General features: G+C 74.8%; 11 protein-coding genes. 6 read left to right on the plus strand and 5 right to left on the minus strand.

What is annotated here, in order from left to right:
• Positions 1 to 5 precede the first annotated feature (5 nt).
• Positions 6 to 1,175: an acyltransferase gene (locus DT076_RS19220; protein ID WP_158548170.1), complete on the minus strand. Its 1,170-nt coding sequence runs from the start codon at positions 1,173 to 1,175 to the stop codon at positions 6 to 8.
• Positions 1,176 to 1,229: 54 nt separating this feature from the next.
• On the opposite strand from DT076_RS19220, the gene DT076_RS19225 reads away from it, so the two are divergent.
• The gene (locus tag DT076_RS19225) at positions 1,230 to 2,018 is read left to right on the plus strand and encodes a glycerophosphodiester phosphodiesterase (RefSeq protein ID WP_158548171.1); all 789 of its coding nucleotides are present in this window, start codon (positions 1,230 to 1,232) and stop codon (positions 2,016 to 2,018) included.
• A gap of 9 nt (positions 2,019 to 2,027) precedes the next feature.
• Here the strand turns inward: DT076_RS19225 and DT076_RS16050 are convergent, their stop codons facing one another.
• The 3 genes from DT076_RS16050 to DT076_RS16060 form a co-directional block, all read right to left on the minus strand.
• On the minus strand, positions 2,028 to 2,762 hold the full coding sequence (locus DT076_RS16050) for a sulfite exporter TauE/SafE family protein (RefSeq protein WP_233494012.1): 735 nt from the start codon (positions 2,760 to 2,762) through the stop codon (positions 2,028 to 2,030).
• A gap of 7 nt (positions 2,763 to 2,769) precedes the next feature.
• Positions 2,770 to 3,981, minus strand: coding sequence for an arginine deiminase (locus tag DT076_RS16055; RefSeq protein WP_114127717.1), 1,212 nt, complete (start codon positions 3,979 to 3,981; stop codon positions 2,770 to 2,772).
• Positions 3,982 to 4,086: 105 nt separating this feature from the next.
• Entirely contained in the window at positions 4,087 to 5,289 is a 1,203-nt protein-coding gene (locus tag DT076_RS16060) for an acyltransferase family protein (RefSeq protein ID WP_199539237.1), read from the minus strand.
• A gap of 121 nt (positions 5,290 to 5,410) precedes the next feature.
• Between DT076_RS16060 and DT076_RS16065 the strand changes: the two genes are divergently transcribed.
• From DT076_RS16065 to pheA, 5 genes are all read left to right on the plus strand, one after another.
• Positions 5,411 to 6,694, plus strand: coding sequence for a sensor histidine kinase (locus DT076_RS16065; protein ID WP_158548172.1), 1,284 nt, complete (start codon positions 5,411 to 5,413; stop codon positions 6,692 to 6,694).
• Positions 6,691 to 7,323: a response regulator gene (locus DT076_RS16070; RefSeq protein ID WP_233494013.1), complete on the plus strand. Its 633-nt coding sequence runs from the start codon at positions 6,691 to 6,693 to the stop codon at positions 7,321 to 7,323. The genes DT076_RS16065 and DT076_RS16070 overlap by 4 nt, the downstream gene beginning before the upstream one ends.
• 153 nt (positions 7,324 to 7,476) lie before the next feature.
• Positions 7,477 to 9,141: a hypothetical protein gene (locus tag DT076_RS16075; RefSeq protein ID WP_114127719.1), complete on the plus strand. Its 1,665-nt coding sequence runs from the start codon at positions 7,477 to 7,479 to the stop codon at positions 9,139 to 9,141.
• Complete coding sequence (locus tag DT076_RS16080) at positions 9,141 to 9,989, plus strand: DUF2510 domain-containing protein (RefSeq protein ID WP_114127720.1); 849 nt, start codon at positions 9,141 to 9,143, stop codon at positions 9,987 to 9,989. The genes DT076_RS16075 and DT076_RS16080 overlap by 1 nt, the downstream gene beginning before the upstream one ends.
• 36 nt (positions 9,990 to 10,025) lie before the next feature.
• Positions 10,026 to 10,958, plus strand: a complete 933-nt coding sequence (gene pheA, locus DT076_RS16085; protein ID WP_114127721.1) for a prephenate dehydratase — start codon at positions 10,026 to 10,028, stop codon at positions 10,956 to 10,958.
• 13 nt (positions 10,959 to 10,971) lie between these two features.
• Here pheA and DT076_RS16090 read toward each other — a convergent pair whose 3' ends face one another.
• Entirely contained in the window at positions 10,972 to 12,600 is a 1,629-nt protein-coding gene (locus DT076_RS16090; protein WP_114127722.1) for a diacylglycerol kinase family protein, read from the minus strand.
• Positions 12,601 to 12,638 lie beyond the last annotated feature (38 nt).

The following is a 12,638-nucleotide window of genomic DNA, read 5'->3' on the forward strand; positions in this document are numbered from 1 at the left end:
GGAGATCAGCCGGTGGCGACGTCGGGCCGGCGGGTGCGCGGACGGGCCACCAGCACCCGGCTGAACGGGGTCCGCAGCAGCAGCTCGACCAGCAGCAGGGCCCCGAGCTGGGTGAGCACGAAGACGACCAGGGTCCGCGGCAGCGTCTGCGGCACCCAGGTGGCCAGCGTCGGCACGAGCAGCCAGTTGAGCGCCCACAGCACCAGCGGGTGGACCGCGAACACCCCGAACGCCCGGTGCGCGCCGGCGGCCACGACCCGCTGGGAGAGCCGGTTCTCCACGCCCCGGTTCACCCAGGCGGTGCCGAGGGCGTAGACGACCATGGTCGCCGCGACCGCCCAGGGCACCAGTCCGGGGTGGCCGGGCAGCGAGGCCAGCTCGGCCGACCCGCCGGTGGCCCGGACCAGGTAGATGCCGAGCGTGACGGCCAGCCCACCGGCCCCGAGCGCGACGAGCAGCACCCGGTGCTCACCGATCCAGCGGTTGACCTGCTCGACGTGCAGCGCGCACACCCCGCCGCCGACCACGAAGAGGGTGTAGAGCCCGAAGACCACGTCGGGGTGGCTCCACAGCACGCCGGCCGGCCCGGGCGGGGCGGGCACCAGCGAGACCAGCGCCATCGCCCCCAGCTGCACCGTCGCGGCCAGCACCAGCAGCAGCCCGTGCCGTCCGGCGAACCGGTCGACCACCCAGCGCACCAGCGGGAAGAACAGGTAGAGCTGGATCGAGATCAGCAGGAAGTACAGGTGGTACCACTCGCTGCCGGTGGCGACCCGACGGGCGTAGTCGACCAGCCAGTCGGTCAGCCCCGGCACGCCCTCGTCCACCATCCGCACGACGCCGTAGAGCAGCGTCCAGACCAGGTAGGGCAGCACCACGGTGCCGAACCGCTTCCGCCAGAAGGTGGTGGCGCGCAGCGGGCGGTCGCGGTAGCTGTGGAAGAGCACGAACGCGGAGATGAAGACGAAGGCGTAGCGGGTGAAGTGCATGAGCATGCCCCAGCCCGAGACCCACAGGTCGGCCATGTCGAGGGTGACCGTGACGACGTGGGCCGAGACCACGAAGGTGAAGACGACCACCCGCATGAAGTCGATCTGCTGCAACCGGGCCCGGGCGGTGGCGCCGGACGGGGTGCCACTGGTCCCCGGGTCTGCGGGGGTGCGTGCGGTGGCCATCCCCGGCATCCAACCCGACGGGACGGCGGCGGGCCAAACCGGCAGACTGGCTCCGTGTCGTCTCCCGTCGAGGTCTTCGCCCACCGCGGCTGGTCGGGCCGCCACCCCGAGTCCACCCGCGCCGCCTACGCCGCCGCGGTCGAGCTGGCCCGCCGGACCGGGCGTCGGCTGCGGCTCGAGGGCGACGTCCAGCTCAGCGCGGACGGCCAGCCGGTGGTGGTGCACGACGCGACCCTGCAGCGCACCGGCGGACGTCCGGACGCGGTGGCCGAGCTGACCGTCGCCGAGCTCAAGCGGGTGGACGTCGGCTCCTGGTGGTGCGCCGACCCCACCCCGGAGGAGCGCGAGCTGATCACCCTGGCCGAATGGCTCCAGCTGGTCGCCGAGGCCCGGGCCGACGGCGTCGACGTGGGGGTGGCGGTGGAGGCCAAGCACCCCGACCCGCACGGGCGCGACGTGGTCGGGCCGGCGCTGGAGGCGTTGGCGGTGCACGGCTGGACCGACGCCGACCTGCCCGCCCGGCTGATCAGCTTCGACCCCGACGCGGTGGCCCGGGCCGGGGTGCTGGCGCCGGAGCTGCCCCGCTCGCTGCTGGTCGCGGGTGATCTCGGCCCGTGGGCCGACGGCTCGCTGCCCGAGGGCGTCGACACGGTCGGCATCGACCACCGGCTGGCCGCCCAGCACCCCGGGTGGGTCGAGGCGTTGCTGGCGCGGGGTCACGCCCTGCACCTGTGGACCGTCGACGACCCGGCCGAGGTGGCCGACTGGGTGCGTCGGGGGGCGACCGGGATCACCACCGACCACCCGGACCGGGCGCTGGCGGTGCTGTCCGACGGCGGCTGAGCGCGTCCCTCACCAGGTGAGCAGGCTGCGCACCAGCAGCACGACCGCGGAGCACCCGCAGACCACCAGGACGGCCGGGCGCACCCGGTGCGGGGGCACCCGGCGGCGCAGCAGCGGCGCCAGCAGGAACCCGCCGACCACGAACGGGGCGAGCAGCGCGGCGAGACCGACCTGGCCCCAGCCGAGCTCACCGCCGATGCCGAGGGCGCCGAGGCTGAGCAGCGCCCCGGCCACGAAGTAGACCGCCAGGGTCTGGCGGATGACCTCGAGCGGCTGGCGCTGGTAGAGCAGCGCCAGCGGGGGCCCGCCGATCGAGGACACGGTGCCGGTGACGCCGGAGACGAAGCCGGCGGCGACCAGGGTCTCCCGGCGCAGCGGCAGCGGCAGCGCGACGGCGCTGGCCAGCACCGCCAGCAGGACCATCGCCCCGATCGCCAGCCCGAGCGTGGCCTGGTCCAGCTGCACCACCAGCCAGGCCCCGAGCACCGTGCCGGGGATCCGTGGCGGCAGCGCCCACAGCAGACCCCGGACGTCCACCGCGCTGCGGCCCTCGGCCAGCGTGATCACCGGCAGCAGCAGGGTGAGGAAGAGGATGAGACCGGGCATCAGGTCCGGCGCCAGCAGGGTGAGCACGGGCGCGGCGACCAGCCCCAGCCCGAGCCCGACGGTGCCCTGCACCAGGGCGCCGACGGCGAGCGCCAGGCCCATCAGCAGCCAGACCCCCCAGGAGACCTCGAGGATCACCCGCGGCTCACAGCGGGTCGCGGGCGATCGGGCAGGACATGCACCGCGGGCCGCCCCGGCCCGACCCGAGCTCGGACCCGCGGATGGCGAGCACCTCGATGCCGGCCGCCTCCAGCTGCTCGTTGGTCTCGGTGTTGCGCTCGTAGGCCACCGCCACCTTCGGCGCGAGGGCGAGGGTGTTGTTGCCGTCGTCCCACTGCTCGCGCTCGGCGGTCACCGGGTCGAGCCCGGTGTCGATCTGGCGCAGCTCGGTGATGCCCATGGCGTCGGCGGCGGCGTCCAGGAAGTGCTGCGGCGCGCCGACCTCCAGCTCGGACGGGTCCCCGTCGCGGGGCCGCACCACCCGGGCCGAGAGCCGGTGGGCGATGTTGGGGTACATCAGCACCGCGTCGGTGTCGACCATGGTGCAGATGGTGTCGAGGTGCATGGTGGCGCGCTGCTGGTCGACCGGGACGGCCACGATGGTGCGGGCCAGCCCGGCGGCGAAGACGGTGCCCGCCAGCCGCTCCAGGCCGGCCGGGGTGGTCCGCTCGCCGACGCCGACCGCGAGCACCCCCTCGGCCAGCGCGAGGACGTCCCCGCCCTCGACGTGCTCGCGGTCCCAGCCGTAGAGCGGCTCCACCCCGGCGAAGCGGGGGTGGAAGGCGTAGACCAGCCCGGTCAGCTGGGTCTCGCGCTTGCGGGCCGGCATCGCCAGCGACGTCACCACCGGCCGGTCGCCGACCCAGACGCTGGAGTCGCGGGTGAACAGCAGGTTGGGCAGCGGGTCGATGACGAAGTCGTCCTCGGCCATCAGCGCGGTGACCAGGGTGCGCTGCCCACCCGTCTCGTCGTTGCGCAGCCCGGCCACCAGCACCTCGGCCAGGTCCTCCGCGGCGAGTGAGGACAGGTGCTCGCGCAGCCAGCGCCGCAGCTGCGGACCCAGCCGCAGGTCGGCGCAGGTGAGCTCGACCGCCCGGTCGCGGGCCGCCGGCACCTGGAGGGTCTCGGTGAGCAGGTCGGCCAGCAGCAGCACCTCGACCCCGCGACCCCGCAGGAGCGCGGCGAAGGCGTCGTGCTCCTCCTGGGCCCGGTCGACCCACGGGATCCCGTCGAAGAGGAGGGCGTCGTTGTTGCGCGGGGTGAGCCGGCGCAGCTCCGCACCGGGACGGTGCAGCAGCACCGTGCGCAGCGGTCCGACCTCGGAGCGGACGCCGGGCGCCTGGCGGGTGGGGCTCATGCGCTGTGACTCTAGTGGCGCGCCCTCCCGCACCCGGCACCACCACAGGGAGGAGGGTTGTGCACCGAACTCTGTGCACGACCCTCCCCGCTGGGCCGAGTCGGCTCAGGCGGCGGGGGTGCGCGCCTCGGCGCTCCGACGGCGGAACAGCACGCGCGGACGCCGGTGGCCGTTGAGCCACCGGCCCACCCAGGTGCTCCGCACGAGCAGGTCGTAGCTGGCGACCATCAGCACGCCCGACAGCGCCCAGGTGAGCACCAGCTTGACGACGATCGGCAGTGTCAGGTCGGCGAGCAGGAAGCCCTCCACCGCCACCACCAGCGGCAGGTGCACCAGGTACATCCAGTAGGAGGCGTCGGCCAGGTAGCGCACCGCGGGCCGCGGCTGGTCCAGGTGGCGGACGCAGAGCCCGACCAGCCCGTACACCCACAGCCAGCCGGCCGCGGCGACCACCACGGACCGGGCCGCCTCGGGAACGGGCACGCCGTAGGAGAGCACCAGCGCGGCCGACAGCAGCACGGCCAGGCCGAGGTGCACCCGCCACCGACCGGCCAGCCGCTGCAGCGCCTCGGAGGAGGCGTGCAGCCACCAGCCCACCAGGAAGGCGCCGAGGTAGGCGGTCAGCGGGACCAGCTGGGGGAGCACCGTCAGCGGCTGGGCGATGCCGGCCTCCGGCATGCCCTGCAGCAGCAGCGCCACCAGGTAGGGCAGCGCGGCCAGCAGCACCCCGGCGGGAGCCACCAGCACGGCACCGAGGCGGGCCGAGACCCGTCCGGCCCGGTCGGCGCCGAGCAGCCGGACGGCCACCGCGCGGACGACCACCACCACCAGCACGCACTGCATGAGCACCGCCAGGAACCACAGCTGCCCGGGCGGCAGCTCCGCCAGCGGTGGCGGCGGACCGGCGGTCGGCGGAGGCTGGGGCGGCGGGGTTCCGCGCCAGAGCGCGACCGCGCCCGCCACCAGTCCCAGCCCCAGCACGGCGGGTGCCCAGAAGGCGACCAGTGGGAGCAGGATGCGCAGCGTCCGGTCCCGCAGGTAGGACGTCGGCCCGCGCCGGTGCAGGACCATCCGGCCGAGGTAGCCGGCCAGCATCATGAACAGGTGCATCCGGAAGAGGTGGATGACCATCACCGGGATGCCCGCGACCACCGACGTCTCGGAGTCGACGACCAGCCAGCCGATCCCGGGCACGAAGGGCATCAGGGTGTGCAGCACGATGCCGAGGAGCAGCGCTCCCGCCCGCAGGGCGTCCAGGCCGTGCAGCCGCGGTGTCGTGGAGGTGGTGCCGGAGGTGGTGGTGCTCATGACCTCGACGCTAGGGCGGCCCACAGGCCGGCGCCTCGGTCGATCGGTGGCGTCCGGATCCACCGATCGGTGGAGGGGAGGACCCTGGCCCGGCGGCCGGGGGCGGACGAGAATGGCGTCTATGACCGCCACCTCGCCGCCGGTGGCGACCCGGGACGGCACGACCGGGTCGGTGGACCCCGGCCCGGAGCCTCCCGTCCCCGGTTGCGCCGAGCCGCCCGAGCGGCCCGTCGACCGCCCGGGTGCGCGGCGGCTGCCCGGGGTGCTGCTGCCGGTGCTGCTGCTGGGGCTCTCCGCGGCGGCCGGCTGGGCGACCACCGGTGAGCTGCTGACGCGGGAGGCGATCCTGGCCTCGACGCCGTCCACGGTGCTGCTGCTCGCCACCTGGGTGCTGCTCGGGCTGCTGCAGGACCGGCTGCGTCCGGGCTCGCCGGCGCTGGTGGTCGGGTTCGCGGTGCACACCGTGCTGCTGGCGGTCGGGCTGTGGTGGAACCCGTTCCTGTGCATCTACGCCTTCGTCGGCTACTACGAGGCCGACCGGCTCTTCCGCGGCCGGCAGGTGCCGGTGGTGGTCGTGGTGACGGCCGTGCTGGCCGCCTTCGGGCAGACCGGCGGCTTCCGCGGGATCCTGGGCGTCCCGGTGCTCTTCGCGGTGCTCGCCCTGGTCAACCTGGCCGCGGCGCTGGTGCTGATGCGCTTCAGCCACGAGCGCGAGCAGCAGCTGCGGGCCCGGGAGCGGGCGGCCGCCGAGCTGGCCGCGGCCTACGAGGAGAACGTGTCGCTGCAGGCCCGGCTGGTCGAGCAGGCCCGCGCCACCGGGATCAGCGAGGAACGGGCCCGGCTGTCCCGGGAGATCCACGACACGGTCGCGCAAGGGCTGGTGGCGGTGATCCGCCAGCTCGAGGCGCTGCCCGGCCCGCTCGACGCCGATGTCCGGCACCGGGTGGAGCAGGCCGAGCGCAGCGCCCGGGAGTGCCTGCTGGAGGCCCGCCGGGCGGTGCAGGCGCTGGCCCCGCAGCAGCTCGGCGAGGGCGGCCTGGGCGAGGCGCTGGGGGCGGTGGTGTCGCGGTGGGCGCGCACCCACGGCATCGTCACCGAGCTCGACGCCGACGACGCACCGGAGCGGTCGGCCCACCCGGCGGTGCTGCTGCGGGTGGCCCAGGAGGGGCTGTCCAACGTGGCCCGCCACGCCCGCGCCGGACGGGTCCGGCTGCGCTGGTGGGCCACGCCGACCGAGGAGCTGCTGCAGATCGCCGACGACGGCGTCGGGTTCGACCCGCAGCGGGTGGCGGCGGGGCACGGCCTGACCGGGATGCGGGAGCGGCTGGCCGCCGTCGAGGGCCGGCTCGACGTCAGCAGCGCCGAGGACGCCGGCTGCACGATCACCGCGCGGGTGCCCCGGTGAGCGCCGGGGACGGGGCGGTGGTGCGGGTGCTGGTGGTCGACGACCACCCCGTGGTCCGCGACGGGCTGATCGGCGTGCTCGGCGCCGCCGACGGCATCGAGGTGGTGGGCGAGGCCGCCGGGGGCCACGAGGCGGTCGACCTGGTCGGGCAGCGCGACCCCGACGTCGTGCTGATGGACCTGCGGATGGCCGACGGCAGCGGCGTGGAGGCGATCCGGCGGCTCCGGGAGCGCGACCGCCGGCGTCCCCGGGTGCTCGTGCTGACCACCTACGACACCGACCGCGACATCCGCGGGGCGATGCAGGCCGGGGCCGACGGCTACCTGCTCAAGGACGTCCGCAGCGCCGACCTGGTCCGCGCGGTTCGCGACCTGGCCGACGGCCGTCCGGTGCTGGTGCCGGCCGCGCTGGCGGCGCTGACCCGGCGCGGCACCGACCCCGTGCTCAGCGACCGGGAGGCGGGGGTGCTGCGGCTGGTGGCCGACGGGCTGACCAACCGTGCCATCGCCACCCGGCTGGGCATCGGCGAGGCCACCGTGAAGACCCACCTGCTGCACGTCTACACCAAGCTCGAGGTCACCGACCGGGCCTCGGCGGTGCGGCGAGCCTGGGAGCAGGGCCTGGTCTGAGGGGTTCCGCGGTGCCGGGGTGCTCGCCCTTCGACAGGCTCAGGGCGGTGTGGTCGGAACCGATGCCAGAGCCCCCGTCGGACTACCCTGGGCGCACCGGCGACCTCGACGGTCGCTCTGCCGTGTCCGCCCACCACCCAGGAGGAGGCCGAGGTGCGCCTGCCGAACCTCCTCACCCGTCCCGACGGGAGGCACCCCGGGGCTCCCGCCGCCGCGGTCTGGCACCGGGACAACCGGGTCGGTCTGGCGCTGATCCTCGCGAGCGTCGCCACCACCCTGGTGGTCGGCTTCCTCGGCCCCTCGGTCGTCACCCTCACGCTGGGGGACCGGACGTCGTTGCTGCCGCCGTACTACCTGCCGACCAAGTGGCTGCCCGAGCCGGACGAGCTCGCCGTCTCGGTCGCGGTGCTGCTCGGGATCGCGGTCGGCGCGCTGGGGGTGTGGATCTGCCTGCGGGCGATGGCCGACGGCTGGCGTCCGCACCACCGCCGGCTGTTCGGGCTGGGTGCGGTGATGAGCACCGCCACCATCATGGTGCCGCCGCTGACCTCGGCCGACATCCTCATGTACGCCGGTTACGGACGGCTGCAGGTGCTGGGTCGCAACCCCTACGACATCACCCCCGCCGAGATCTTCCGCAGCCAGTACGACCCGGTGCTCGCCCTCACCGAGGAGCCGTGGCGCGACACCCCCAGCGTCTACGGGCCCATCACCTCCTGGACCCAGTGGTTCTCCAACGTCCTCGGCGGGGAGAACATGCACGACGTCGTGTTCTGGCTGCAGGTGTTCTGCCTGGTGCCCTTCCTGCTCACCTGCGCCGGCGTGGTCTGGCTGGCCCACGGCGACCCCAAGCTGCAGTCCCGCGCCGCGCTGCTGAGCATCTGCAACCCGCTGCTGATCTGGGCGGTGGTGGCCTCCGGGCACAACGAGGCGCAGTCGGTGATGTTCGCGGTGCTCGGGCTGATGCTGATGCGCAAGTCGCCGTTCGGCGCCGGTATCGGGATCGGGCTGGCGGGCTGCGCCAAGCTCTCCATCGGCCTGTACGGGCTGGCGATGTTGTGGGCCTACCGGCGTGAGCCGAAGAAGGCGCTGCTGCTGTGCCTGGGTGCGCTGGTGCCGATCGGGCTGGCCTACGGGGTGTGGCAGCCGACCGCCCTGCTGCAGGTGCTGCGCAACACCACCTACGTCTCGGCCGGCGGCTGGGCCTCCCCGGTGTACGGCCTGCTCACCCAGGTGCTGCACATCCCGCCGCCGCGCTCCACCGCCCTGCTCAACGTGGTCGCCCTCGTCATGCTCGTGGTGGTGGCCTGGATGCTCTCCCGCGTGCTGCCCTGGCGGGCCGCGCCGGGGCTGCGTCCGGGCACCGATCCGATGTCGGACCCGATCACGGTGGCCCTGCGGACGGCCCTGCTGCTCTCGGTCGGCTGGCTGGTCACCTCGATCTACACCCTCAGCTGGTACGACCTCATCGCCTGGGTGCCGCTGGCGGTGATCGGTGCGACCCAGCTGGACCGGCTGTTCCTGTGGCGCGGTGCCCTGCTGTCGATGGCCTTCGTGCCGGGCCGCGCGGTGGAGATGGGCCCGGCCCTGGACTTCCTCGCCGCCCGGATGCGCGACACCGCCTCCCCGGTCGTGCAGTGGGGCGTGCTGGTGATGATCGTGCTCTGGTGGCGGCGGATGTGGCTGCTGCCGCGGCGGGAGCTGAAGAAGCTCGGGGTGCCGGTCCAGCCGCCCCGTGAGTCGCTGCTGGTCACCCCGGCCACGCCGACCTCGGCCTCGTCGGCGTCCTCGGCCTCCTCGGCGACGGAGCGGCCCTGATGGCGACCGCGCCCGGCTGGTACCGCGACCCGGCCGACTCCACCACCTACCGCTGGTGGAACGGCCTGGGGTGGACGGCGTGGCGCGCCGAGACCGACCAGTCACCGCCGCCGCCGCACGGCGGTGACGCACGCACGGTGGCCACCGTGGTGCCGGCCGGCGACCGCCAGCAGCGCCACACCGCCCGCACCGTGCTCGTCGCGGTGGTCGTGCTGGTCGGCCTGCTGGCCGCGGTGGGGGTGATGGGTGCGATCCGCCGGGCCGCCGAGCCGGTCCCCGGGGCGACCACCGCGCCGACGGTCTTCGGCACGCCGGCGGTGCAGGCCCCCGACCTCGAGCTCGACGCCGCCTCGCGCCGGGTGGTGCTGCTGGGCGAGCTGGAGGCGCAGCTGCCGGCCGACCCGGCCGTCGCCCCGCGGGAGACCCTGCTCGAGCTGGCCGACCCGGCCGTGCTCAGCGAGACCGAGATCGACGGCACCGGGTTCTTCGTGCACGCCCTGGTCGGCTACGCCGGCCCGACCCTGGAGGAGCAGGACCTCGACGCGACGGCCGCGGCGGCCGGCGCCTGGGTGCTCGACCAGCTGTTCAGCGACACCGACCTCTACACCCCCGGGACGCCGACCACCGGCCCGCTGGGCGACCTGCCGGCCGACCGCGCCGTGCAGTGGCAGGTGGAGGTGGCGATCGACTCGACCGAGCTCGACGCCGAGGCCGACCTGGTCCGGGTCGGGGTGGTCGAGCTCTCCGACGGCCGTCAGGTGGTGCTGCTCAGCACCTTCCCCGACCGGGCCGACCCGGAGCTGGCCGCGGCCTTCGAGGCCTACTGGGACAGCATCAGCCTGCGCTGAGCCCCGTGTCTGGGCGAAGGGGCTAGCCTGCCGCAGGTGAGATCCGCCACCCACGGCTACCTGGGGCCCGCCGGCACCTTCACCCACCAGGCGCTGCTGAGCCTGGGCGACCTGCCCGGCGAGGCCCGTCCCTACCCGTCGGTGCCGGCCGCCCTGCACGCGGTGCGCTCGGGCGAGGTCGGCTCGGTGCTGGTGCCGATCGAGAACTCCGTCGAGGGCGGGGTCAGCGCCACCCTGGACGCGCTCACCTACGGCGACCCGCTGCAGATCAGCGCCGAGGTGGTGATCGCGGTGCAGTTCGACCTCTACGTCCGTCCCGGCACCGAGCTGTCGCAGGTGCGTTCGGTGGTCAGCCACCCGCACGCCATCGCGCAGTGCCGTGGCTGGCTGGACGCCCACCTGCCGGACGCCGTCGTCACCGAGGGCGGCTCGACCGCGGCCGCCGCCGTCGCGGTCGCCGCCCCCGGCTCGCGGTTCGACGCCGCCATCTGCGCCCCGGTGGCCGGGGTCTCCCAGGGGCTGGTGGCCGCCGCCACCTCCATCGCCGACAACGCCGGCGCCCAGACCCGCTTCGTGCTGGTCGGCCCTCCCGGCCCGCTGCCGCCCCGGACCGGTGCGGACAAGACCACCCTGGTCTGCTTCCTGCGGGTCGACCGCTCCGGTGCCCTGCTGGAGATCCTCGAGCAGTTCGCCACCCGGGGCGTCAACCTGTGCCGGATCGAGTCCCGGCCCACCCGCACCACGCTGGGCAGCTACTGCTTCTCCATCGACGCCGAGGGCCACCTCGACGACGCCCGGCTGGCCGAGGCCGTGATGGGGCTGCACCGGGTGTGCTCCGAGGTCGTCTTCCTCGGCTCCTACCCGCGCGCCGACGGGCTCACCCCGACCGTGGCCGAGGGCCAGGGCGACGAGGACTACACCGAGGCCGCCGCCTGGCTGGCCCGGTTGCGCCACCCCGAGCGGGCCTGACCCCCGGGCCGCGTCACGTCGACGAGGCCGTCGCGGCGGCGGGGGCGACCAGCCCGTGGCGGTGCCCGGGCGGCAGCCGCAGGGTGAGCGCGCCGGGGACGACCTCGGCCACCAGCTGGCTGCAGGTGCCGACGGTGTCGCCGTCCATCTGGTAGGGGTCGGTGCGGTCGATCCGGATCGAGACCCGACGACCGGTGATCCGGTCCAGGGCGGCGTCCCCGTGCTCGCGCCGGGTGAGCACCCGGGTGACGATGCGGGCCCAGTCGCGGGCCGAGCGGGGCGAGGCCACCATCAGGTCGAGCAGCCCGTCGTTGGCCCGGGCGTCGGGGATCAGCGGGATGCCGCCCTGCAGGAAGCCGACGTTGCCGATGACGATCACGCTGGCGCGGCGCCGCAGCTCCGGGCCGTCGTCGACGCGGATCCGGGCGTTCACCGGCGGGTAGGAGGCGTGGCGGGCGGCGGCGACGAAGTAGGCCGCCGAACCCACGGCCCGCTTGAGGTCGGGGTTGGTGGCGGCCATGATCACCGCGTCCACCCCCAGCCCGGCCATCACGCTGAAGTGCTCCCCGGGCTGCTGGCCGTCCACCGCCAGCCGGACCAGGTCGACCGGCGTGTCGACGCCGTCCAGGGCCATCAGCAGCGCGGTCGACTCGTCCAGCGGGATGCCGAGGTTCTTGGCCAGCAGGTTGCCGGTGCCGGCCGGGATCAGCCCGAACGGGATGCCGGTACCGGCCAGCCCGTCGCAGATGATCCGGATGGTGCCGTCGCCGCCCGCGCCCAGCACCAGGTCGGCCCGCTCCCGGACGGCCCGCAGGGTCATCGCCCGGCCGGGGTCGGCGGCGGTGGTCTCCAGCCAGAGCGGGCGGTAGCCGCGGGCGTCCAGCTCGTACTCCACCCGGCGGCGGAAGCCCGGCCAGTCGGTCACCCGGGCCGGGTTGTAGACCACCGCGCAGGTGCGCAGCTCCCGCTCCGGGTCGGGACGGGCCACCAGCAGCCGGTCCAGCTCCGGCGGCACCACCCGCACCCCGCAGGCCAGCATCGCCGAGGCCACCACCGCGGCGCCCCACAGCAGCCCGCCGAGCAGGTCGCTGAGCCAGTGCGCCGACATGATCCAGCGGTCCAGGAGCACCACCGCCACCAGCGCCAGGCCCGCCACCCGCCAGCCCAGCATCACCGTCCGCGGCTGCCGGGTGTGGATGAGGGTGGCCGTCACCGCCACCACCAGCACGGTGATCGCCGCGGCGTGCTGGGAGGGGTAGCTGTGCCCGAGCGCGGTGATCAGCTCGTGCGGAGACTCCGGCCGCTCCCGGGCCAGCAGCGCCTTCCAGGCGTACCCGCCGCCCCAGGCCACCGGGATGGACAGGAACATCGCCATCGCCAGGTTCCGCAGCCGGCGCCGCAGGCACCACAGCGCGTAGCCGAGCACCACCGAGTAGCAGACCACCGGGGTGGTCACCAGCGCGATCGCGGCGAAGATCTCCTCCGCCGCCGACCCGGGCACCAGCGGGACGGCCGTGGTCGCCCGGTCCAGGCCGTCCAGCCAGCCCTGCGCCACCACCAGGGTGAGCAGCGCGAACCCGAGGACGGCCGCGACCGACACCGCCCAGGCGAAGGTCGAGGGCAGTCGGCGGCGCGCGGTCACGGGTGAAGGGTAAAGGGCTGAACCGATGCACACCCGGT

This window comes from Desertihabitans brevis, from assembly GCF_003327535.1.
Lineage (GTDB): Bacteria > Actinomycetota > Actinomycetes > Propionibacteriales > Propionibacteriaceae > Desertihabitans > Desertihabitans brevis.